Here is a 20,874-nt window from a genome sequence, read left to right as displayed (position 1 = left end):
TTTAAACCTTAGAAATTTCTGCGAGTTCGAAATTATAACCGCCAAAGCCCTGCCCGCCCGAGCCCAAAAGCGCAATCGTGCCCTTTAGCTCCTCATCCAAAATAAATTCTTTTTCCAAATTTAGGTGCGGCGTTTTGATGCGGACGCGATCGCCGCCCTTGATCTTTGCGACCATGCTAAAATACCTTCCGCCGATGAGCCGCTCGTCCGCATCGTGTTTGAAAACCACGGCGCCGTCGAAATTCTCAGGTTCTTTAAGCGGGCTTAAATTTAACCGCTCTTGTGCGCCCAAGTCCGCTCGCTCGCCGCGTAAGCTTAAAATTTTAACCCCGAACTTCGCCGCTATGAGAGATAGAAAGGCTTTGATATTTTCGGCGTCGGGATGGGTTTTAATAAGCGCATCGTCGATCAAAAGCGCGTCGCAGCCGCTTTGCAGAAACTCTGCGATCTGCTCGATCTCCTCCTCGCCCACGCTGCTTTCGCCGCTTAAGTACTCTAGATCCAGATCCGCGAAATATGGCTCGTCGCAAAAACTAGCGCAGATTAGCGCCAGCACGAAGCTTTGCGCGCCGATCTCGCATTTTATCAGCTCGCCCGGAAGATGCGCATCTTGCAGCGGTGATACGCTTAAAATTTCAGCGCTCTGAAAACTGGCTGCGAGCGCGGGATTTTGAAGGCTAAGCAGCGACGCGAAATTTAAAATTTTCATCCTCTCCCCTTTTTGGCGACGACCATCCAATCGACTTGGTTATAGCGTATCGAGCTTAAAAGCGTGGAATTTAGCCCCTCCACCAGATCGGCGCTCTTTTGAACCGCGCTGAAATCGCCCATCTCAAACATAAAGATCATCGTTTCGCCGCGAGCGGAATTTTTTAAAATTTCGCCCATGCGGTTTAAAAACTTATCGCCCAGATGTCTCAAATCGTAGCGCTTCATCGATCCACCTCGCCTAAGATAATATTAGTGCTGCCGATGATCGCCGCGGCGTCGGCAAGATACTGCCCCGGTAAAATTTCCTCATAGACCGCGCAATGCCAAAAGCTCGGCGTGCGGATCTTAAGGCGGTACGGGCGGCTTTCGCCCATCGAGCGGATATAAAATCCAAGCTCGCCCTTAGGACTCTCGCTCGCTGCGTAAATTTCGCCCACGGGCGGGCGCAAACCCTGCGTAACCAGCACGAAATGCTGCATCAGCGAGTAGTTTTGCGTCATGATCTGCTCTTTGCTAGGATTTACGTAAGCGGGGTCGATCGCTAAAATTTGCGGATCGCTTAGCGGATAGTGCTTCGCGCACTGGCGCAAAATTTTAAGGCTCTCGCGCATCTCCGCCATATAGCATTTATAACGCGCGTAGCAGTCGCCCTCGCTCGCATATGGCACGTCGAAATCAAGCTCGTCGTAGATGAGATAGGGCTCTTCCTTGCGGATATCCCACGCATGCCCGCTAGCGCGCAAGCTCACTCCGCTACAGCCGCAGCTAAGGGCATCTTCGTGCGAGATCACGCCCACCCCCTCGGTTCGCATTAGCCAAATTCTATTGGTATCGAGTAGATCTTCAAGCTCTTTAATGTCGCTCGGGAATTCGTCGCAAAATTTCAACATCTCTTCTAACCAGCCGTTAGGTAGATCCAAAAACACGCCGCCGATTTTGATATTATTGTGCGTAAGGCGCGCGCCGCAGTATTTCTCTATGAGATCAAGTATGTATTCGCGCGAGCGAAAGCAGTAGAGAAACACCGTCATCGCGCCGATATCAAGCGCGTGCGTACCCAAAAACAGAAGGTGCGAGCTGATACGATTAAGCTCCAGCAAGATCGTGCGGATGATCTGCGCGCGGCGCGGCACTTCGATGCCGCAGAGCTTCTCAACCGCGGCGCAAAAGCCGTAGTTGTTCGAGCCCGATGCGACATAATCGACGCGGTCGGTTACGGGGACGAATTCCGCGTAAATCATATTTTCGGCCATCTTTTCGATGCCTCGGTGCATATAGCCCACGCCCGGGCGGGCGCGCACGATTCGCTCGCCGTCAAGCTCCAGCACTAGCTTTAGCTGGCCGTGCGCGCTTGGATGCTGCGGACCGAAATTTAAGATCATATTCGCGCCCTCGCGCTCGTACTCGATGTTTTCGAAAAACGGTCTTAGCTTGCTTGGATTTTGCATTATTTTCTCTTTGTGATGATCTTGTAAATTCCGCGTTTAGCGCGTTTTACAAAGCGCACACCGCCCTCTTCTTGATATTCTTGTAAAATTTTTTCTTGCGGCCGCGGCTCGCCGTAACCGCTCTCGTGATAGAGCCGCGCGAAGTTAAAGGTATCTTTTTCATCCACGAATGCGGAATTTCGGTTTTCTTCGCCGATGCGTTCGCGTGCGCCAACCCCAAAAATTTTATCCACCTCGTACCACTTGGCAAACTCGTCTCCTTGCAGCGGATAGGACTTCAAAAGCGGGTGTCCGAACCAATCATCAGGCATTATTAGGCGCGCTAAATTTGGATGATTTTCAATCCAAACGCCCATCATATCGTATAGCTCGCGCTCCGCCCAGTTCGCGCTTTTGTAGATGCCCGCAGCGCTTTGCAAAAAGCTCTCATTCGGCACGAAGCACTTTAGTCGCGCGCGGCGCGCCCTTTTGATATCCAAAAGCTGATAAAAAACCTCGATGCCGCCGCGAGCCTCGGTGAAATCAACGCCGCTTAGCTCGCATAAAATTTCATATCCCGCGCCCTTAAGCGCGCACAGCGCCGCTAAATTTTGCGCAGGCTCCACATAAAGCACGAGAGTGTTAAATTCCACGTACGAGTTTAAAATTTTAACGCCTTCAAGCGCGTCCAGATCGTCTTTGAAATCGCTCTCGTTTGCGCTGGATTTCGGCGTTTCCTCGGGAATGAAAAATCTGTCTTTGTAGTAATTTTTTTTACTCTGATCGCCTTTGGGATTAAATTTTCTCATCAGATCAGCCTTTTTACCTTTTGTGCGCGGCGCGGGGTTTGGGTGCGGATCTTTTTTTGCAGCACCATCATCGCAAACTGCAGCGTCTCGGGGCGCGGCGCGCATCCGGGCAGATAGATATCCACAGGCACTATGCGGTCGCAGCCCTGCACCGTAGCGTAGGTATTAAACATCCCCCCGGTATTGGCGCAGCTACCCATACTGATAACCCATTTAGGCTCTGGCATCGCGTCGTATAGGCGGCGCGTAAACTCGGCGTGCTTTTTACTAAGCGTGCCTGCGATTATCATCACATCCGATTGCTTGGCGCTTGCGCGAAATATCGTGCCGAAGCGGTCAAAGTCAAATCTGCCCGCGCCCGCCGCCATCATCTCGATCGCACAGCAAGCAAGCCCATACGTCATCGCCCACAAAGAGTTGCTCCTTCCCCACGCAATTAGCTTATCGACGGTGGTAAGAACTACTGGAAGCCCGTTTTCGCGCGCGTAGTTTATCTTATGCTCTGCCAATTTAGCGCTCCTTTTTTCCAGGCGTAGATGAAACCGACGCCTAATAATACGATGAAAAACGCCATCTCTACAAGCCCGAACACGCCTAAAATTTTAAAATTTACCGCCCACGGAAACATAAAGATAATCTCGACGTCAAAAAGTATGAAAAGCACGGCTATCAAAAAAAAGTGGGAGTTCATTCGGTTGGGCTGTTTGACGGCCTCGGGGCCGCTTTCGTAAATTTCGCCCTTTAGCCGCTCGTCGCACCTATCTGCCAAACGCGAGCCTACCAAAGAGGATAGTTTAACGATGAGCGAAAAGACGCAAAAAGCCAGGATTAGCATTACGAATATTCCGAAATACGGGCTTTGCAGCGGAATTCTAGACATTTTTCGCCTCGGTTTTAAAATTTAATGTGGATTGTAACGAAGTATTGATTTAATAAAGCTTAGCGCGCGCCACTAAATTCGCTTTTAAAATTAAAATTTATATACCTCGCCCGTGCGATTTAGTGGGGATTAAGGCGCGTGTGGTAAAATTTCGCGGATTTTAAGGGAGAGCTATGAAATCTAGCAAGATAAGTCTCATTTTCTACGGCATATTCTGCGGCGTAACAATCTATTTTCTTATCTGGGGATTCGGTTTTATAGGAAGCGGCGATAAAATGCTATTTTTGGTTTCGGTATTTTTGGGCATCTTTATGGCCTTTAATATCGGCGGAAACGACGTGGCAAATTCTTTCGGCACCAGCGTCGGAAGCGGCACCCTTAGCATAGCGCAAGCCCTTTGTATCGCGGCGGTATTTGAAGCAAGCGGCGCGGTAATCGCAGGCGGCGAAGTGACTTCGACGATCCGCAGCGGCATAATCGATCTTAGCAAAATGGATGTGCATCCGAGAGATTTTATCTATGTAATGATGAGCGCGCTTTTTGCGGCTGGCGCGTGGCTACTTTTTGCTAGCAGAAAGGGCTTGCCCGTATCCACTACTCATGCAATCATCGGCGGTATCGTAGGCTCGGGGCTTACGCTAGGCGCCCTGCTTAATACCGCAGAGACTTCCGCATTGTGGCTAGTGCAGTGGGATAAGATCGGCAAAATAGCGATCTCTTGGGTACTCTCGCCGATTTTGGGCGGAGTGATCTCCTTTGGAATTTTCTGGCTCATCAAACATTATATTTTGGATTACAACCGTTACGCTCAAATAAAGATCGACCGCATAAAGCGCGAAAAAAAATCTCTCCGCAAGCTGCATAAAAAGACCTTCGAGACCTTAGACGACATTCAAAAGATCGCCTATGCAGAGGCGCTAAATCACGATATTTACGCGATGCGCGATCCCGATTTTGATCCAAGCGAACTGGATAGCGAGTATTATAAAAAGGTGATCGAGCTTGACGCTAAAAAAGAGAAGCTCAAATCCCACAAGGCCCTAGAGTACGGGATCCCCGCCGTAGCCGGTATCGGAGCCTTCGTGATCTCGGCGATGTTGATATTTAAGGGGCTGCATAATCTAAATTTCGGGCTTACGAATTTTTACAACTACCTCATCATCGGTATGTCGACGCTGATTACCTGGCTTTTGATGTTTATTTTCGCTAAAACCCTGCGCCGCTCAAATTTAAACAAATCCGCGTTTTTGATGTTTAGCTGGCTGCAGGTGCTCACCGCTAGCGGTTTTGCCTTTTCACACGGCAGCAACGACATCGCAAACGCCGTGGGTCCGTTTGCCGCCATCATCGATACGATGGCTACGAATAGTATCAATCCCTCCACTCCCGTGCCGCAGCAGATTATGATAATGTTTGCAGTAGCCCTCATAGCGGGGCTTTGGTTCATCGGCAAAGAGGTAATCGCCACCGTAGGCACCAATCTTACCAAAATCCACCCAGCCTCCGGCTTTAGCGCCGAGCTCGCAAGCGCCGTCGTCGTAATGGCGGCATCGGTGCTGGGGCTTCCGATCTCCTCGACCCACGTGCTAATCGGCGCGATTTTAGGCATCGGCTTGGTAAATCACAGCACGAACTGGTCGCTGATGAAGCCGATCGGGCTGGCGTGGATCATCACCCTGCCCGTCTCGGCGCTACTTTCGGCGTTTGCATTCGTACTTTTGCGCCACGTATTTTAGGCTAAATTTAAAAATCCGCTCCCTGAAATTTTAAAATTTCGCAAAATTCTACGCAGGCCAAATTTTAAAATTTCACGGCGCCGAAGCGAGTAAATTTTGCAACTCCTCTTGCGGCGAATGGCAGCGCAAAACTCGCTAGCAACGGCACAGATTCGCCCGCATGCCCTGTAAAATTTAATAAAATTTTAGCTAAAATCGCGCTTTTAAATTTAGGAAAGCTATGAGTAAATTTGAAATTTTTAGATCCACCCTCGCCGTGATGATGGGCTACGTGCCGCTAGGGCTGGCGTTTGGTATCTACGGCATCAGCCAAGACCTGCCCGTATGGGCGCTCGCGCTAACCTCACTGCTGATATACGCAGGCAGCGTGGAGTTCGTGCTGATTGCCTTCATCGTAACTCACGCCTCGCTCGTAGATACCTTCGTCGTGGCGTTTTTGCTAAATTTTCGCCATTTTTTCTACACGATGTCGCTACTGGACGAGCTGCGCTTCGTACGTCATAAAATTTACGCCGTATATGCCCTTACGGATGAAACCTTTGCGCTGCTAAAAGCGCGTGCGTTTTTGCGCCCCGAGGAGCTTAGCAGCGAACAACCCGTAACGCAGCAAAGATTAAAAGAGCTTGATCTGCTCTATAATCTAACCGCGGTTTTAAATCATTCCTACTGGGTCGCGGGCGTCGTTGTAGGGGCTGTTTTGGGAGCAAGCTTGAAGCTTGATTTTAGCGGAGTAGAGTTTAGCCTGACGGCGCTTTTTGCGATGCTAACCTATGAGGTTTTTAAAGCAAATCCGCAATACAAAGTGCTATTGCTAGGATTTGCCTGCGCGTTTGCGGGGCTTTTTATCTTTCCTACAAAATACTTTTTATTCGGCACTCTGATTTTCGGCACTGCGGTTTTGCTGCTCTTTCGTAAATACTTCGAGCGACCTTCGTACGCGGGACGCAGACTGCGAAAATTCTTAAAAAGGAGCAGGTAGTGGAAATTTTGCCCTATATCTTTCTGGCCTCGCTCGCTACGATTTTGACGCGATTTTTGCCGCTGCTGCTTTTTAAGAAAAAGACCGCGAGTCCAAGCCTATCGTATCTGCAGAAAAACTCGGGCCTTTTGATAATGGTCGTTTTGACGATCTATGCGCTTAAGACGATGCTGTCTAGCTTTTCGGGCGAGCGGGCTTTCAGCGCGGACGCGCTGCAAACGGCGACGCTGCTATTTTGCCTAATTATGGCGTTTGTTGTGCATGCTAAATTTCGCAATTCGCTCGTTACGATAGCGCTTCCTACGCTAATATATATGGCGGCGATACGCTTTTTATTAAATTATTGATAAATTTATAAGTTAGTTTTCGATAAACTTCAAAAATTAGTTTTTAAGTTTAAAAAAGGTTAAAGTTTTATGAATTTTATCAGTCAAATGGTGCATAGCTTCGCTAAAAAATACGCCGCCGACACCATGCAAAAATCCCTATACAACTCCCTTAGAATCGACATCACGCAAGAGAACATCGCTAAAATTCCAAACCCCGATAAAAAATATATGCTCTACATGCACGTGCCCTTCTGCCACACGTTTTGCCCGTACTGCTCCTTTCATAAATACGCCTACGAGCGTGGTGCGTGCAAGGCGTATTTCGGCGCGCTACGCACCGAGATGCAGCGCACGAAGGACGCAGGCTACGACTTTGAGACGCTTTATGTAGGCGGTGGCACGACGCTCATCGACGAGGAGGAGCTAGCGCGCACCCTGGAGCTTGCCAAGTCGCTTTTTAGTATCAAAGAGGTCTCGTGCGAGAGCGATCCCAACCACATCGAGCCTGAGAGCTTGCTGCGATTTCGCGGGCTAATAGATCGCCTAAGCGTAGGGGTGCAGAGCTTTGATGATGATATTTTACGCAAAGCTTCACGCTACGACAAATTCGGCTCGGGCGAAATTTTGCAAGAAAAACTATCCCGAGCGGTCGGAATTTTACCGATTTTAAGCCTAGATCTGATTTTTAACTTTCCGTTTCAAACACGCGAAATTTTACTTCGCGACATCGAAGCGGCAAAGGCGGTGAAGCCCGAGCAGATCACGCTGTATCCGCTGATGAAATCCCCTTTGATGCGCGATCAAATAGCGCGGAGCCTCGGCGTTAGCAACATAGACCGCGAGGAGGAGTTTTACTCCATCATCTGCAAGGAATTTTCTAGCTGGCACCGCAGCAACGCATGGGCTTTCGCTCGCGAGAAATCAAACATCAACGACGAGTATGTAGGCACAAACCACGAATACGTGGGCATCGGAAGCGGCGCGTTTAGTTTCCTAGGCGGCAGGCTGCTCGTAAATGCGTTCAACCTCGAAGAGTACGCAAGCAGGGTGCGCAAAAACGAAAGCACCGTAATCGCCACTTGCGATTTTAGCAGATCCGAGCGCGCGAAATACCTCTTTTTGACCGAGCTTTTTAACGGCGAGATCGATATCGCTAAATTTAACGCCGTAAACGATCTAAATTTGCGTCGCGAACTGGGCAGAGAGCTTAGCCTGCTAAGGCTAGCAGGAGCCGTACGCATCGAGGGCGAGATCATCCGCACGACGGAATTTGGCGCGTATTTGTGCCTTGTTTTGATGAAGGAATTCTACACCGGCATGGACAAGGTGCGCGCGGCGTTTCGCGACGATGCCAAGATTAAGCGTGCAAAACAGCTCATCATCATGGACGAAAGCGAATCCGCGGCAGCTGGCGCAGCAAAAGGCGAGATAGCGTCGTAAATTTTGTGCCAGACCGCTACTAGCGCTTAGACGCACCCGCGACTTAAGCGCAAATACCGTCTGGCATTTAAAAACACAAACGAATTTTTGATTTCAAAATTTAGGAAGCGCCGCAATGAAACGTAGAGGAATTAAACTATTCATTTTATTTCTGTTTTTTGTCCTTGTATTTGAGCTCGTCGGCAATCTTTTTAACTTCGGTCGCTTTCCGTTTCATAAAAGCTGTGAGGCGTTTATGATGATAAACCGCCATATAACCGGTGATTCAAACGATAGGTGCATAATGCAACTTATGGAGCAGGGCAACAAAAGAGATCTTTCGCTATATTACTATAAAACTAAATTTAATCTTGAGGAGCCATTGTCCGAACTGGATGAAAAAGCTATAAAATTTTTAAATAGACCGGGGTGGAAGATAATCGACATAAAGGAAGATGGCTTGGAAAAGAAATTTCTAATAAGCGATTAAATTTAAATAGCAAAGAAGCCCTGCTTCAATTGCAATATCAAAGCCTAATAAATTTAGAATTTTAAAATTTATAAAATTAAAGGAGGAAACAATGAGTAATCTAAAACTCATACAAAACTGGTACGCTTCCAAATGCGACGGAGAATGGGAGCATGAATATGGCCTTACGCTAGAAACGGTCGATAATCCCGGTTGGTGGATTGAAATCGATGGCGAGAGCGGGAAAAAGCCGATCAAAATAAATATCGATAGAGATGACGAGGATTGGTTTTTCATCAATGCCACGGAAAACGAACTCAAAGGAAGTTGCGGAGCCGAAAATTTAGAGGAATTATTGGAGCATGTAGTAAAATGGCTTATGGATTAAAATTTAGCAAGGCAAATAAAGGAGCCTAGATGATCGAAGTCGAGATAAAAAACGAATCTTGCAAAAAGACCGAAGTTACGCTTGCAAATATCGAAATTGTTAAGGACGCCGTAAAGGAATTCGCCTATAAAAGCTTTAAGGGCAGTTATCTGTTTTTTGATATTTACGGCGAGATAGATAGGGATTTTCGCGTGCTTGGAGCAATCGGCGAAGGAGATGAAAACAATATCGGAAAAATAGATCTTAAAAAATATGAAAAAAGCTCCGTAGGCGCTACCGACATATCGCAAGATATAGAGGGCGCGAAATTCTGCACCTTTTTCAAGCTGGATCAAAGTGAAATTTTAAAGCAAATATTATATTATATAGCCTATGAAAGATTTGAAGGCGGCTATTACGCAAAGGGTAAATTTATAGGCAAAAATGGAGACGATCTTGTTTTTATCAGCATCTGCGGCGATCTAAAAAATTGCGCCGAAATAAAGAGCGTCGATTTAGATGAAATAATAAAAAGTATGCCTAAACTCTCGGAATCAAATAATTTTTATATTAGCGAGTTTATATGAGATCAACTAAACGGATCGATGAGGTAAATTTTATATCGCCAACCGATTAAATTTAAAAAGGAGATACTATGAAATTTAAAATTTTAAAACCGAATGAACTATACGGCTGGGTTTTTAACAAAGATGAAGAACTTTATAAGGCTTTAGGATTTGATTGCTGGATGGATTCGTTTATTCGCATATTAGCTCAAATTCCCGGTACCAGAAAAAAAGATATTTTGGATTACATTGAATATGAAATCTTTGATTGGTACGAATGGTTTGAACTACATTGGATTATCCAAAGCGATTATAAGCTAGCGGACGAAGATAATCCTGAAATTTCAGCCTATCCGACATACGCGGGAGAGTATTTCGGAGTAATGGGTCAGCTGTTTTTAGGGGGTATGATAGACTTCGGCATAGAGGGCGAAAATTTAAGAAAGAAATGGGCTGACTTCGATACGAATTTATCCAAGATCGATCTAGGTATGTCGCTTTATGAGAAGTGGGTCTATTTTAGAGATAATTTCTTTTTTGGGTATAAATTTTTAGAGGAGGAGAACATAACTCCCAAAGCAGAGATAACTTGGAAGAATCCCGATACCTGGAGTAGATTTAGCCACTGGATGTGTATGACTAATGCGGGCAAAGAGTATCGTGATAAAATTTTAAAGCCGAGGCTTTATGAAAAGTATAAGGATGTGAGTATAGAGGTGTAATTTAGCGATTACAAATAACGAAAAATTTATTATGAACATGTTTAATCTAGCAAGCAAAAAAGGACTTTAAATGACCATCTTACCAATATCAACCTTCGACAATGATTTACAAAGAGGCGATATTATAAAATTTAACGACGATGAGCTTATGGTCTGTGATGAGCGATGTTTCTGGACAGAAAATCCTTGCCTTTTAAATTTAAAAGATAACAGATACTTTGAACTTCCTAGCGAGATGTTATCAAGCAAAGCGGGGTTTGTCGTGGATAAGGAGCAATTAATTCGTAATTTAGCAAATTTCGGCATCAATGCGAGCCCCCGGGAGGTATTCATATGCTCTGATAATTACCTTAGTAGCGATGAACTAGAAGATTGCGACGAAACAATCCCCGGTTTCAGACTGACAAAACCTAGGGATAAATTCGGACGCAATAGACGCATAAAGAGGAGTCTAATGAAAAAATTTAGCATTCCTCTCTTGAAATTTCGCGGAAAGATCGAGGTCGGAGATATTATCGAGTGTAGAAAATCCAGCTATCCATATGAGAAAAATGTAAGCTTTATCGTAGTAAAAGCAAAAGACGATGATGGAGTAAATTTTATAAAATTGGTCGTAATTAGCGGCTACAAGGCGGGCTTATGGGTTCTGCCGTTTTTATTTAAAACAGATAAAAATATGATAGAGGCAGACTGGCTAATTAAAAATTGGAAATATATTTTTTATAGGTGCTGTGATATAAGGCACACCTATGTAAATTTGCAAAACCGAAAAGAGGTTTTAAATTTTACCGATAAGCAGTTGGAAAATTTCATAAAAATTAAGCAAAAGAGATTTAAATTTAAAAATAAGAAGTGATATAATGCCCCACAAATTGGCGTTGGCGGTATGTATGGGTAGAATACATACAAAGATAAGGAGAATAAATAAATGATAAAAAGCGGAATCATCAAAGCATTAAAATTTATAATTTGCGCTGTAGTAATTTTGTTATTATTTATAATTTATGAAAGCAATTTGTGTGCAAAGTGTGATTATACGTTTTTTGTAGAGGAGAGGCTTATGGGTAGATTATTGATAGCAATCGATACAAATGATATAAATTTAGTAAGATATATTGCTGCTGAAGGTAGAGTTTGCAAGCAAGCCAATGTCCATAATAGAGCGCTTAAAGAATTAAGAAGAATGGAATCAGAAAATAATAGAACTAATGAGTAAACCGGTTTTTGCGGAACAATAAAGAGAGATATGAAAGAAGCGAAATTTACAAGACAGCTTTCTTGTTTTATCCTTACACTCTTATCTAATATCGCCCTATTTCTCGATACTCCGCCGCTTTGTAAAATTTTAGATATAAACGCTGTCTATACGCGAACCTAAACACCGCGTGAAATTTTAAAATTTCAAATCCCTGAAGCTCTGCGAAATTTTAAATTTCGCAGACTAAACTCCGCATAAGATTATCGTATAAAGCCAACATGCCGAGCGCGCGACAAACAAACCTCTAAATTCTGCCGCGCGCCTACTTTGACTCAAGCAGCTGCTCGCGCGAGCGGGCAACTTCGTGCGCAGGCCTTAAGCTACTCAAACCGGCGGCGCAAAGCAACTAAAAGTAGCTATACGGCGAAATTTACGCCAAAGCCTCGCCGCAAGTTTTATTTAAGCACCTTGCCTAAAATCCCGGCACCTTTGCCAACGGCGCTGCCGCGAAGCGCGCTTTCTTTTTCCCTCATCACCGCAAATAGCCCGTCCAGCGTCTTTTGCGTGATGTAATCGTTCAGATCCTCGCCCTGCTTAGGCAGATACTCGCTCGCACCCAGCCCGCGCGCGATGTTTTGCACCGCTTCGTTACCCGCGATCTTGTTTTGCGCGAAGGAATTTAGCCCGTTATACGCTGTCGCGAAGCTGTTTTTGCTCATCATATCGCTTACGATCGGCCTAAAAACCGCCCGCAGCTTCGCACCTGATTTGCTCTGCAGATACTCGCTAAGCGCCGTGTCGCCGCCGCCGATGAGCTTTTTAACGTCGGCATCGCTCATAGATTTCAGATCTTGCAAAAATATCTTGCTCGCACCGCTCACCGCCTTGGTAGCGGCGTCGTTCATGCTCACGACGAGCTCACGTTCCCATTTATCGCCGCCTACCTTTCTCGCAAGCTTCGCAGCCGCCTTCAGCGAAGGAGGAAGCTCGATTTTAGCGGTCTTGCTGTGGATGTAGCCCTTGGCGAGCTCGGCTACGGCGCGGTTCGTAGCGGAAGCGAGCAGCTCTTTGTAGTTTCCGCTCTGAGTCGCACCGAGCACGTCCGCGCCCTGCTTTAGGATATCCGTTACGTCCGCATGCGCGAGCGACAGCGACGCGGCGGCGAGTAAAACCATAAATTTTTTCATATTGCAACCTTTGGATAAAATTTGCGCCATTATGCCAAAATGCGGTAAACGCTCAGCCCGTGCTCAGTTTAAATTTACGCGCTGCGCGGGCGAGCTGAGATAAAATTTTAGGCTAAATTTAAAAGCAGCTTCGAGCTAAATTTTAAACGTCAAATTTCAAAGCTAAATTTAACGGGCGGAATTTACCAGCCAAATTTAAAGATGAAATTTGGCTGGGCGGTCTTTGTCGTGCTTGCGGCTAAATTTTAAAAGCAGCGCTACGACGAGCTAAAATTTTAAAACGCTGCTCGGCGCTATTTAAATTTACGCAGCGCACAAGTTGCGCAGAATGAATTATAGCGATGAGCGGCTATATCCTCAGCGCAAACGATTGAAATTTTATCAAACCCGCCAAAAAGCTTGCCGTAAATTTAAAAATCTTAAATTTAAAAGCGAGCTGCGGCTTTCGGCACGATAAGCAGGCCTAAACCAGCCCTTGATCCAGCATCGCGTCGGCTACGCGGCGAAAGCCCGCGATATTCGAGCCCAGCACGAGATTGCCCTCCGCACCGAATTCCTTCGAGGTCTCGTAGCTGGTGCGAAATATGTGACGCATGATCTCGCGCAGCTTGCCGTCGACCTCCTCGAAGCTCCACGACGCCATCTGCGCGTTTTGCGCCATCTCAAGCCCGCTCGTAGCCACGCCGCCCGCATTCGCCGCTTTCGCAGGACCGAAAAGAAGGTCCTTTTGCGCGAGCATAAAATCGACCGCCTCGAGCGTACTGGGCATATTCGCGCCCTCGCAAACCATGCGGCATCCGTTGGCGTAAAGGGTTTGCGCATCGTCCAGATTGAGCTCGTTCTGCGTAGCGCTCGGAAATGCCGCGTCGCACGGTACGCTCCACACGCCGTTGCGGCCTGCGGGATAGGCGCTTGCGGGGGTAAATTTTGCGCCGGGACGCTCCTTGGTATATTCGCAAAGCCCTACGCGCAGCTGCTCTTTTAGCTTTTTAAGAAGCGCCACGTCTATTCCATCGGCGTCATAGATAAAGCCCGTGGAATCGCTTACGGTGACGGGCTTAGCCTGCATTTGATAGAGCTTTTCGGCGGTGTAGATCGCGACGTTGCCGGCGCCCGAGATCGTGCAAATTTTGCCGTGCAGCGAATCGCCCCTGGTAGCTAGCATCTCGTTTGCAAAATATACCGAGCCGTAGCCCGTAGCCTCGGTGCGCGCAAGACTTCCGCCCCAGCTTAACCCCTTGCCCGTAAGCGCGCCGTCGAATCTGCGGGTGAGCTTTTTATACGCGCCGTACATATAGCCGATCTCGCGACCGCCCACGCCGATGTCGCCTGCGGGTACGTCGGTATTGGAGCTGATTAGGCGGTGAAGTTCTAACATAAAAGCTTGACAAAATCTCATAATCTCGCCGTCGCTCTTGCCCTTAGGATCGAAATTTGCGCCGCCTTTTGCGCCGCCGATATTAAGGCCGGTGAGGGAATTTTTAAAAATTTGTTCAAACCCTAAAAATTTTAAAACGCCTAAATTTACGCTCGGATGAAAGCGCAGACCGCCTTTGTAAGGTCCTAAAGCGGAGTTGAACTCTATGCGGTATCCCGTATGCACGCAGGGCTCGCCGTCGTCGCTCATATAGACGACGCGAAACATCATCGTACGCTCGGGCGCTAAAATGCGCTCTAAAATTTTATTTTTCACGTATCGCTCGTCGCGCTTTAGAAGCGGTATGAGCGAGTATAAAATTTCGGTCGATGCCTGGATAAAGACCTCCTGACCGGGATTGGCGCGCTTTAAATTTAGCAGCAAGCCGTCGATGTAAGACTTCATAGTTCCTCCTTTTGAACCGGATTAAATTTTAATTTTTTGGCTTTGGCGATAAATTTTTTCAGAGCCAGCTCCTCGCGGACGCCGATTTTGTAGCTTATAAATTTTAGATAATTTAAAATTTCACGCTCTTTTATGCCCCGCGAAAAGGCGTAGCTTTGCAGAATATATCTTGGAATTTTAATGCGCGAACGCAAAAATTTCGTTGCCAGGCGCGAATAGGCTTTTTCGTTTTTCACGCAGCACAGCCGCCCGAAAACAAAGGGCAAGCCCGTGCGCTGCTGCCAAATTTCGCCCAAATCGTAAAATTTATCCTTGCCCTGCGAAAGCAGCGCCTTTAGAGCATTATCGCCGATTAGCACCTCGCCGCTAAGATCCAGCACGCGAGCTAGCATATTTGAGCTCATCGACGCGGGATCGAGCCTGGGCGCCGAGTTTTTGCGCACGAGCACGCTTAGCACCTCACGCTTTGCGACGATTCCCAGAGGCAGCCTGCGGTATTTTGCGCGGCGGCTTTCGATGCTGGAGATTACCGCGGCATCTATACGCCTATAATAAAGATCGGCGCAGAGTTTGCTCGGCACCCCTTTTTTAAATTCTATAGATTTTTTAACATAAGACGGCAGCGGAAGGGATTTTAAAAATACGTGAAAAGGGAGCAAATTTAGATAATCGATTTTGCCTAATAACATAACTTTCTCCGAATTTAGCGCAGGAAAAGAGGGCTAAATTCCGGCGCTAAATCGGAATTTAACCAAAAAATTTTAAAGTTTATTTGACCTCGGTGATCGGGATGGATTTGTATTTGCTAAACTCCACTATGCCCTCACCTTTTTTGAAGTGGATGCTCACTCCGTCTTTGTTCTCCATATAGATGCCGTCTGCGGCACGCTCGCGCTTAAGGTTGTAGCTTTTGCCGCTATCATCCTCTAGCACGGCGGTATTAAAATCGTCGTTTGAGCTAAGCGATAGCTTTTTGCCCTTGTCATCGACGAAATAGAAGGTCTTTACGTTCTCTTTAGTTATGGTTTTTTCGCTCTGTGCTTGCTTATTCATAGCGCTATCCGGGGATTGGCGGAGCTGGTTTGAGCCGCATCCTAGCAAAACTAACGCCAAAGCGGCGCACGATAGAACTTTAAACATATTTTTCCTTTAAATTGAGGTTGCACTCGTTGATGAGTGATTTTCGGATATCCCAAAGCTTTTGAGAGAGATCCACTTTGTAGCTCTGCGGATGAACGTTGCGAAGGTGCTCAAGCCAAAATTTGCTCTTTTGCTCCTTGCTAAAACGCGCGATCTCGCTTACCGTGCGGCGCACGCCTACGAATTTGCCCTCCTTGAAAACGGGACGTAATAGCTTATGCGCGCTAAAATTCGTTAAAATTTTGCGCTTGTAGGTGTAAAGCGGATGGAAAATTTCAAGCGGCGCGCTCTCGTCTATGCTCTCTCCATCAAGCGCGATCAGATCGGCAAGCGCCATACCGTTATCTTTGTCGTAGAGTCTAAAGACCTGTTTGTAGCCTGGATTATTGATCTTGCGCGGATCGTTTGAAATTTTGATCTTAGCCACGATCTCGCCATCTTTTTCGATACCGCTTAGCTTATACACGCCGCCGAGACTAGAACTGTCTCCGCCAGTAATAAGCCTCGTGCCGATCCCCCAGCTATCGATTTTGGCGTCGAAAAGCTTGAGTTGATCGATCGCGTATTCGTCTAAATCATTCGACGCGGTGATCTTTGCGTCATCAAAGCCCGCCGCATCGAGCATCTTGCGCGCCTGCTTGGTTAGATACTCCAGATCGCCCGAATCTATGCGAATCCCAAGCGGCTTATGACCGCTCGCGCGCAGCTCCTCAAAAACCTTGATCGCATTTGGCACGCCGCTTGCGAGAGTATCGTAGGTATCGACGAGCAGAAGCGCGCTGTCCGGATAAATTTTAGCGTAAGCGCGAAATGCCTCCAGCTCGCTATCAAAGCTCTGAATCCACGAGTGCGAGTGAGTGCCGATCGCGGGCACGCCGAATTTCTTTGCGGCAAGCACGTTTGACGTGGCGCTGCAGCCGCCTATAATCGCAGCCTTTGCGCCGTAGATACCCGCACTTCGCCCCTGAGCGCGGCGCAAGCCAAACTCCATCACCGAATCACCTTTGGCGCTAAAGTTTATGCGCGAGCTTTTCGTAGCGACTAGAGTTTGGAAATTTATCGTATTTAGGATCGCGGTCTCGATGAGCTGCGCCTCCATAATGTTTGCTTTGACGCGGATTAGCGGCTCGTGCGGAAATACGATCTGCCCCTCATCCATTGCGTAAATTTCGCCTCTAAATTTAAAGCCTCTTAGAAATTCTAAAAATTCGGGCTTAAATAAATTTAGACTTTTTAAATACGCGATGTCGTCATCGCTAAATTTAAGATTTTCGATATAATCCACGACCTCGCTTAGGCCGCAAAATATCGCGTAACCGCCGCCGCTTGGGTTTTTGCGATAAAAAACGTCAAAAACCGCCGTCTGATCGGGCTTTGTAAAAAAATAGCCCTGCATCATGCTAAGCTGATAAAAATCGGTAAGTAAAGCTAAATTTTGCATCTGCGTCTCTCAAATTTAATCTCGCCTCGTGCAGGAGCAAGGAATCATAGCTTTTTGGCTTCTAGGCTCTTTTTATAAGCCGCAGCGTCGAACTCTTTGACGCGAGCGACACCGTCATCTACCGCAGCTTTTGCAACCGCCGTCGAGATCACGGCAAATACGCGCGGATCGAAAGGATTTGGGATAACGTAGTCTTTGCCGAATTTCAAGCTATCTTTGCCCAGCATCTTGCGGATTTCTGCAGGAACTTCTTCGCGAGCAAGATCCGCCATCGCACGAGCGGCAGCAATTTTCATATTTTCCGTAATCTTTTTGGCTCTTACGTCAAGCGCGCCACGGAAGATATACGGAAAGCCCAAAACGTTATTGATCTGATTTGCAAAGTCGCTTCTGCCGGTGCCTACGATCGCGTCGTTTCTTACTTCCTCGACCTCGCTTGGATAAATTTCCGGTACCGGATTTGCAAGCGCAAAAATGATTGGATGCGGCGCCATAGTCTTTACCATCTCTTTGGTTAAAACGCCCGGCTTGCTAAGGCCCAAAAACATATCCGCGCCCTTCATTGCGTCCTCTAGCGTGCGATCTGCGGTGTCTAGGGCAAATTCTTTCTTTTGCTCGGTAAGATCGGTGCGGCCCTTGTGGATCACCCCTTTGGAATCGAGCATTATGATATGTTTGGCGCCTAAATTACGATACATCTTTGCGCACGCTATGCCTGCAGCGCCCGAGCCGCTGACTACGATCTTCATATCCTCGATCTTTTTGCCGCTGATGAGGGCTGCATTGATTAGCCCTGCGCCCGTAATCATCGCAGTTCCGTGCTGATCATCGTGCATGACGGGGATATCGACGGCTTTTTGCAGCTCGCGCTCTATCTCGAAGCACTCGGGAGCTTTGATATCCTCTAAATTTATACCGCCGAACGTAGACGCTATCGCTTTGCAAATTTCAATTATCTTTTTAGGATCTTTTTCGTCGATCTCGATATCGAAAGCGTCGACGCCGCCGAATTTTTTAAACAAAACTGCCTTGCCCTCCATTACGGGCTTTCCGGCGATTGCGCCGATATCTCCGAGACCCAAAACCGCCGTACCGTTAGTGATAACGGCTACGAGATTGGCCTTATTCGTGTATTTAAACGCGGCTTCGTGATCACCTTCGATCACCTTGCAAGGCTCCGCGACGCCCGGCGTGTATGCAAGCGCCAAATCCTCCGCCGTAGCGCACGGGGTTTTTACATTCGTTCCGATTTTACCGCCTATGTGGTACTTCAAAGCCGCTTCAACGTTTACTTTAGCCATTTTATAATCCTTTTTTGATTAAATTTGAAATTCTAGTTTTAACTTCGTCGCTTCCTAAAATTTCACAAATTTCAAAAATCGACGGACTTACGCTTCCTCCCGTGATCGCAACGCGCAGCGGCTGGGCAAGATCCTTTAGCTTGGCGCCGTTTGCGTCCAAAAATTTCATCGTCTCCTCCTCGCACTCCTTTGCGTTTAAATTTGCGCTTAGAGTATCCGCAAATTTTGCGAGTAAGCTTAGCGAACTTTCGGTTACAAATTTCTTATACGCCTTCTCGTCGTAGCAGCTCGGGCGGTTTAGAAGAGCCTTGATGCCCTCTGCCATCTCCACTAGCGTCTTTGCGCGCTGTTTGTACTGCTGCGCGATGAGATGTTTTTTCGCGTGCGAGCGGATATCAACGCCGAATTCCACAAGCTGCGTGGCAAGCTCATCATCGCCCGAGTTTTTAATATAATGCGCATTGAGCCACTCAAGCTTGGTTTGGTTGAAGGTACTACAGCTCTTGCTGATATGGTTAGGATCAAAGTATCGCTTCATCTCCTCCATGCTAAAAATTTCATCATCCCCGTGGCTCCAACCCAGGCGCACTAAAAAATTTAGCAGAGCCTGCGGCAGATAGCCCATGCGCTTATACTCCATCACGTCGGTAGCGCCATGGCGCTTACTTAGCTTGCTGCCGTCGGCGCCGTTGATCATCGCGACATGATAAAATTTCGGGATTTTAAAGCCTAGCGCATTATAAAGCACAATCTGCTTTGGGGTGTTGCTTAGATGATCGTCGCCGCGGATCACATCTGTGACGCCCATCAGCGCGTCGTCTATCACGACCGTAAAGTTATACGTAGGCGTGCCGTCGGAGCGCGCGATGATGAAATCGTCCAAAATATCGGCAGCGTTAAATTTTATCTCGCCCTTGATGCCGTCACTAAATTCTATCGTGCCGCTAAGCGGGGATTTGATACGAATTACGGGCTCGATCCCAGCAGGCGGCGTGCCGGTAAAGTCGCGATAGCGGTTATCGTAGCGAGGGCGCTCTTTGCGAGCTTCCTGCTGCGCGCGCAGCTCGTCCAGCTCATCCTTGCTCATATAGCATTTGTATGCCTTGCCCTCATCTAGCAGCTTTTGGACGTATTGTTTGTAAAGATCGAAGCGCGAGCTTTGATACACGATCTGCCCGTCATAGTCCAGATTGCACCACTTAAAAGCTTCCTCGATCGCCTTAGCAGCCTCCTGCGAATTGCGCTTCAGATCGGTATCCTCGATGCGCAGCAGAAATTTGCCGCCGTTTGCTCTAGCGTAAAGATAACTAAAAAGTGCCGTTCTAAGTCCGCCGATATGTAAATATCCCGTAGGACTCGGCGCAAAACGAGTTACTATCATAAAATTCCTTTGCAAAAATTACCATTTAATGTTATAATCGCGATCTTGTAATTATAAAGCAAAAAGACTAAATAAAGGTTAAAAATGATAAAGAAACTGCTTTTTTCCGCAATGATCTGTGCTATTTGTGCAAATGCCGAAGTAGTAAACGGCGTCATCGCCGTGGTAGATAATGAGCCCATCACCGGCTACGAACTAGCCAAAGTTCAGAAGCTAACGGGCTCTTCGCCGCAAGCCGCGATGGAAATTTTAATCGGGCAAAAGCTGCAACAATCCGAGATTAAACGCCGCGGCATCGCGGTAAATGACGCGGAGATCGATGCGAGGCTCAAAGCGATCGCCGATCAAAATAAGCTTAGCTTAGACCAGCTCAAAACTGCTGTGCAAAAGCAAGGTATAAACTACGATGACTTTAAAGCAAATATCCGCCGCACACTGCTTGAAGAAAAGCTCTATGGCTCGATATTCGCAGACGTACAGCACCGCACGACCCCCGAAAATGTCAAAAAATTCTACAGCCAAAATAGCTCATTATTTACAACCTTCGATAGCATCACGCTCACCCGCTACATCGCAAAATCTCAGGCTCCACTCGATAAGATCCGCGCAAATCCAAAGCTCCGCCCAAGCGACGTGTATGTGATGAAGGGAACCCTCAAGGCCAATCAAATGGACGAGGGACTAAAATACATCGTCACGAATGTCGAGCAGGGTAAATTTTCGCCGATTATCCCTACGCGCAACGGATATGAGATGTTTTACGTAAACGACAAAAAAGGGCTTCGTACGCTTGATTTCGACAGCGTGCAAGAAAAGGCAATCGAAGGCTACGTGACCTCCGAGCGCAAAAAGGCGATCACCGAGTTCAACGACAGACTTCGCTCAAACGCCAATATCCGCATTATCGAGCGTCCGCAGGCAAAATCGCAAGGCGCAAAAACCGCCCCAAAAGTTAAAGTGCAAAAAAGGCAGTAATTTTAAAATCCGATG

Annotated in this window: 24 protein-coding genes; 11 read left to right on the top strand and 13 right to left on the bottom strand. The window is 47.2% G+C overall.

Annotated elements, in window-relative coordinates:
• Nucleotide 1: 1 nt before the first annotated feature.
• From Q0380_RS04545 to Q0380_RS04520, 6 genes are read right to left on the bottom strand one after another with little or no spacing between them, the layout of a single operon-like run.
• A complete protein-coding gene (locus Q0380_RS04545) occupies nucleotides 2–709 on the bottom strand; it encodes a hypothetical protein (protein WP_298960695.1) in 708 nt (235 codons plus the stop codon).
• Nucleotides 706–936 carry an NADH-ubiquinone oxidoreductase subunit E family protein gene (locus tag Q0380_RS04540; protein ID WP_177386790.1) on the bottom strand — a complete coding sequence of 77 codons (231 nt, stop codon included), beginning with the start codon at nucleotides 934–936 and terminating at the stop codon, nucleotides 706–708. Before Q0380_RS04540 ends, Q0380_RS04545 begins: the two co-directional genes overlap by 4 nt.
• The gene (nuoD, locus tag Q0380_RS04535) at nucleotides 933–2,159 is read right to left on the bottom strand and encodes an NADH dehydrogenase (quinone) subunit D (RefSeq protein WP_298960692.1); all 1,227 of its coding nucleotides are present in this window, start codon (nucleotides 2,157–2,159) and stop codon (nucleotides 933–935) included. The genes Q0380_RS04540 and nuoD overlap by 4 nt, the downstream gene beginning before the upstream one ends.
• Complete coding sequence (locus tag Q0380_RS04530; protein WP_298960689.1) at nucleotides 2,159–2,947, bottom strand: NADH-quinone oxidoreductase subunit C; 789 nt, start codon at nucleotides 2,945–2,947, stop codon at nucleotides 2,159–2,161. Before Q0380_RS04530 ends, nuoD begins: the two co-directional genes overlap by 1 nt.
• Nucleotides 2,947–3,456: an NADH-quinone oxidoreductase subunit B family protein gene (locus tag Q0380_RS04525; RefSeq protein WP_298960686.1), complete on the bottom strand. Its 510-nt coding sequence runs from the start codon at nucleotides 3,454–3,456 to the stop codon at nucleotides 2,947–2,949. Before Q0380_RS04525 ends, Q0380_RS04530 begins: the two co-directional genes overlap by 1 nt.
• Nucleotides 3,438–3,827, bottom strand: a complete 390-nt coding sequence (locus Q0380_RS04520) for an NAD(P)H-quinone oxidoreductase subunit 3 (RefSeq protein WP_298960683.1) — start codon at nucleotides 3,825–3,827, stop codon at nucleotides 3,438–3,440. The genes Q0380_RS04525 and Q0380_RS04520 overlap by 19 nt, the downstream gene beginning before the upstream one ends.
• A gap of 173 nt (nucleotides 3,828–4,000) precedes the next feature.
• Here Q0380_RS04520 and Q0380_RS04515 point away from each other — a divergent pair, with 173 nt between their 5' ends.
• From Q0380_RS04515 to Q0380_RS04470, 10 genes are all read left to right on the top strand, one after another.
• Nucleotides 4,001–5,563: an inorganic phosphate transporter gene (locus tag Q0380_RS04515; RefSeq protein WP_005869776.1), complete on the top strand. Its 1,563-nt coding sequence runs from the start codon at nucleotides 4,001–4,003 to the stop codon at nucleotides 5,561–5,563.
• Nucleotides 5,564–5,783: 220 nt separating this feature from the next.
• Nucleotides 5,784–6,542, top strand: coding sequence for an AzlC family ABC transporter permease (locus Q0380_RS04510; RefSeq protein WP_298960680.1), 759 nt, complete (start codon nucleotides 5,784–5,786; stop codon nucleotides 6,540–6,542).
• Nucleotides 6,542–6,889, top strand: coding sequence for an AzlD domain-containing protein (locus Q0380_RS04505; protein ID WP_298960678.1), 348 nt, complete (start codon nucleotides 6,542–6,544; stop codon nucleotides 6,887–6,889). The genes Q0380_RS04510 and Q0380_RS04505 overlap by 1 nt, the downstream gene beginning before the upstream one ends.
• Before the next feature lie 69 nt (nucleotides 6,890–6,958).
• Nucleotides 6,959–8,311, top strand: a complete 1,353-nt coding sequence (locus Q0380_RS04500) for a coproporphyrinogen III oxidase family protein (RefSeq protein ID WP_298960675.1) — start codon at nucleotides 6,959–6,961, stop codon at nucleotides 8,309–8,311.
• Nucleotides 8,312–8,426: 115 nt separating this feature from the next.
• Nucleotides 8,427–8,780 (top strand): hypothetical protein, encoded by a 354-nt coding sequence (locus Q0380_RS04495; protein WP_298960672.1) that lies wholly within the window; start codon nucleotides 8,427–8,429, stop codon nucleotides 8,778–8,780.
• 91 nt (nucleotides 8,781–8,871) lie between these two features.
• Entirely contained in the window at nucleotides 8,872–9,147 is a 276-nt protein-coding gene (locus Q0380_RS04490) for an immunity 53 family protein (protein WP_298788668.1), read from the top strand.
• Between the two features lie 29 nt (nucleotides 9,148–9,176).
• The gene (locus Q0380_RS04485; RefSeq protein WP_298960668.1) at nucleotides 9,177–9,713 is read left to right on the top strand and encodes a hypothetical protein; all 537 of its coding nucleotides are present in this window, start codon (nucleotides 9,177–9,179) and stop codon (nucleotides 9,711–9,713) included.
• 68 nt (nucleotides 9,714–9,781) lie between these two features.
• Entirely contained in the window at nucleotides 9,782–10,414 is a 633-nt protein-coding gene (locus tag Q0380_RS04480; RefSeq protein ID WP_298960665.1) for a hypothetical protein, read from the top strand.
• Nucleotides 10,415–10,484: 70 nt separating this feature from the next.
• Nucleotides 10,485–11,270, top strand: coding sequence for an Imm45 family immunity protein (imm45, locus tag Q0380_RS04475; RefSeq protein ID WP_298960663.1), 786 nt, complete (start codon nucleotides 10,485–10,487; stop codon nucleotides 11,268–11,270).
• A 72-nt stretch (nucleotides 11,271–11,342) separates the two neighbouring features.
• Nucleotides 11,343–11,630, top strand: a complete 288-nt coding sequence (locus Q0380_RS04470; protein WP_298960660.1) for a hypothetical protein — start codon at nucleotides 11,343–11,345, stop codon at nucleotides 11,628–11,630.
• 437 nt (nucleotides 11,631–12,067) lie between these two features.
• Here Q0380_RS04470 and Q0380_RS04465 read toward each other — a convergent pair whose 3' ends face one another.
• From Q0380_RS04465 to gltX, 7 genes are all read right to left on the bottom strand, one after another.
• Entirely contained in the window at nucleotides 12,068–12,799 is a 732-nt protein-coding gene (locus Q0380_RS04465; protein WP_298960657.1) for a DUF4197 domain-containing protein, read from the bottom strand.
• 463 nt (nucleotides 12,800–13,262) lie between these two features.
• A complete protein-coding gene (gene gdhA / locus Q0380_RS04460) occupies nucleotides 13,263–14,621 on the bottom strand; it encodes an NADP-specific glutamate dehydrogenase (RefSeq protein ID WP_298960654.1) in 1,359 nt (452 codons plus the stop codon).
• Nucleotides 14,618–15,310 carry an MqnA/MqnD/SBP family protein gene (locus tag Q0380_RS04455; RefSeq protein ID WP_298960652.1) on the bottom strand — a complete coding sequence of 231 codons (693 nt, stop codon included), beginning with the start codon at nucleotides 15,308–15,310 and terminating at the stop codon, nucleotides 14,618–14,620. Before Q0380_RS04455 ends, gdhA begins: the two co-directional genes overlap by 4 nt.
• Nucleotides 15,311–15,389: 79 nt before the next feature.
• Nucleotides 15,390–15,761 (bottom strand): hypothetical protein, encoded by a 372-nt coding sequence (locus Q0380_RS04450; protein ID WP_298960649.1) that lies wholly within the window; start codon nucleotides 15,759–15,761, stop codon nucleotides 15,390–15,392.
• Entirely contained in the window at nucleotides 15,754–17,202 is a 1,449-nt protein-coding gene (locus Q0380_RS04445; RefSeq protein ID WP_298960646.1) for a nicotinate phosphoribosyltransferase, read from the bottom strand. Before Q0380_RS04445 ends, Q0380_RS04450 begins: the two co-directional genes overlap by 8 nt.
• Nucleotides 17,203–17,246: 44 nt before the next feature.
• Nucleotides 17,247–18,503 (bottom strand): malic enzyme-like NAD(P)-binding protein, encoded by a 1,257-nt coding sequence (locus tag Q0380_RS04440; protein WP_298960643.1) that lies wholly within the window; start codon nucleotides 18,501–18,503, stop codon nucleotides 17,247–17,249.
• Between the two features lies 1 nt (nucleotide 18,504).
• A complete protein-coding gene (gene gltX / locus Q0380_RS04435; RefSeq protein ID WP_298960640.1) occupies nucleotides 18,505–19,884 on the bottom strand; it encodes a glutamate--tRNA ligase in 1,380 nt (459 codons plus the stop codon).
• A gap of 84 nt (nucleotides 19,885–19,968) precedes the next feature.
• Between gltX and Q0380_RS04430 the strand changes: the two genes are divergently transcribed.
• Entirely contained in the window at nucleotides 19,969–20,859 is an 891-nt protein-coding gene (locus Q0380_RS04430; protein WP_298960637.1) for a peptidylprolyl isomerase, read from the top strand.
• Nucleotides 20,860–20,874: the final 15 nt, after the last annotated feature.

Source organism: uncultured Campylobacter sp. (assembly GCF_937959485.1).
In the GTDB taxonomy this organism is placed as follows: Bacteria; Campylobacterota; Campylobacteria; order Campylobacterales; family Campylobacteraceae; genus Campylobacter_B.
Note: the sequence above shows the minus strand (reverse complement) of the source record. Positions and strands in the feature narration are given on the sequence as shown.

What these genes read in the sequence shown, in the direction of transcription:
- Q0380_RS04545 (WP_298960695.1), bottom strand. Translation starts at nt 709, where the DNA reads ATGAAAATTTTAAATTTCGCGTCGCTGCTTAGCCTTCAAAATCCCGCG.
- Q0380_RS04540 (WP_177386790.1), bottom strand. Translation starts at nt 936, where the DNA reads ATGAAGCGCTACGATTTGAGACATCTGGGCGATAAGTTTTTAAACCGC.
- nuoD (WP_298960692.1), bottom strand. Translation starts at nt 2,159, where the DNA reads ATGCAAAATCCAAGCAAGCTAAGACCGTTTTTCGAAAACATCGAGTAC.
- Q0380_RS04530 (WP_298960689.1), bottom strand. Translation starts at nt 2,947, where the DNA reads ATGAGAAAATTTAATCCCAAAGGCGATCAGAGTAAAAAAAATTACTAC.
- Q0380_RS04520 (WP_298960683.1), bottom strand. Translation starts at nt 3,827, where the DNA reads ATGTCTAGAATTCCGCTGCAAAGCCCGTATTTCGGAATATTCGTAATG.
- Q0380_RS04515 (WP_005869776.1), top strand. Translation starts at nt 4,001, where the DNA reads ATGAAATCTAGCAAGATAAGTCTCATTTTCTACGGCATATTCTGCGGC.
- Q0380_RS04510 (WP_298960680.1), top strand. Translation starts at nt 5,784, where the DNA reads ATGAGTAAATTTGAAATTTTTAGATCCACCCTCGCCGTGATGATGGGC.
- Q0380_RS04500 (WP_298960675.1), top strand. Translation starts at nt 6,959, where the DNA reads ATGAATTTTATCAGTCAAATGGTGCATAGCTTCGCTAAAAAATACGCC.
- Q0380_RS04495 (WP_298960672.1), top strand. Translation starts at nt 8,427, where the DNA reads ATGAAACGTAGAGGAATTAAACTATTCATTTTATTTCTGTTTTTTGTC.
- Q0380_RS04490 (WP_298788668.1), top strand. Translation starts at nt 8,872, where the DNA reads ATGAGTAATCTAAAACTCATACAAAACTGGTACGCTTCCAAATGCGAC.
- Q0380_RS04485 (WP_298960668.1), top strand. Translation starts at nt 9,177, where the DNA reads ATGATCGAAGTCGAGATAAAAAACGAATCTTGCAAAAAGACCGAAGTT.
- Q0380_RS04480 (WP_298960665.1), top strand. Translation starts at nt 9,782, where the DNA reads ATGAAATTTAAAATTTTAAAACCGAATGAACTATACGGCTGGGTTTTT.
- imm45 (WP_298960663.1), top strand. Translation starts at nt 10,485, where the DNA reads ATGACCATCTTACCAATATCAACCTTCGACAATGATTTACAAAGAGGC.
- Q0380_RS04470 (WP_298960660.1), top strand. Translation starts at nt 11,343, where the DNA reads ATGATAAAAAGCGGAATCATCAAAGCATTAAAATTTATAATTTGCGCT.
- Q0380_RS04465 (WP_298960657.1), bottom strand. Translation starts at nt 12,799, where the DNA reads ATGAAAAAATTTATGGTTTTACTCGCCGCCGCGTCGCTGTCGCTCGCG.
- gdhA (WP_298960654.1), bottom strand. Translation starts at nt 14,621, where the DNA reads ATGAAGTCTTACATCGACGGCTTGCTGCTAAATTTAAAGCGCGCCAAT.
- Q0380_RS04455 (WP_298960652.1), bottom strand. Translation starts at nt 15,310, where the DNA reads ATGTTATTAGGCAAAATCGATTATCTAAATTTGCTCCCTTTTCACGTA.
- Q0380_RS04450 (WP_298960649.1), bottom strand. Translation starts at nt 15,761, where the DNA reads ATGTTTAAAGTTCTATCGTGCGCCGCTTTGGCGTTAGTTTTGCTAGGA.
- Q0380_RS04445 (WP_298960646.1), bottom strand. Translation starts at nt 17,202, where the DNA reads ATGCAAAATTTAGCTTTACTTACCGATTTTTATCAGCTTAGCATGATG.
- Q0380_RS04440 (WP_298960643.1), bottom strand. Translation starts at nt 18,503, where the DNA reads ATGGCTAAAGTAAACGTTGAAGCGGCTTTGAAGTACCACATAGGCGGT.
- gltX (WP_298960640.1), bottom strand. Translation starts at nt 19,884, where the DNA reads ATGATAGTAACTCGTTTTGCGCCGAGTCCTACGGGATATTTACATATC.
- Q0380_RS04430 (WP_298960637.1), top strand. Translation starts at nt 19,969, where the DNA reads ATGATAAAGAAACTGCTTTTTTCCGCAATGATCTGTGCTATTTGTGCA.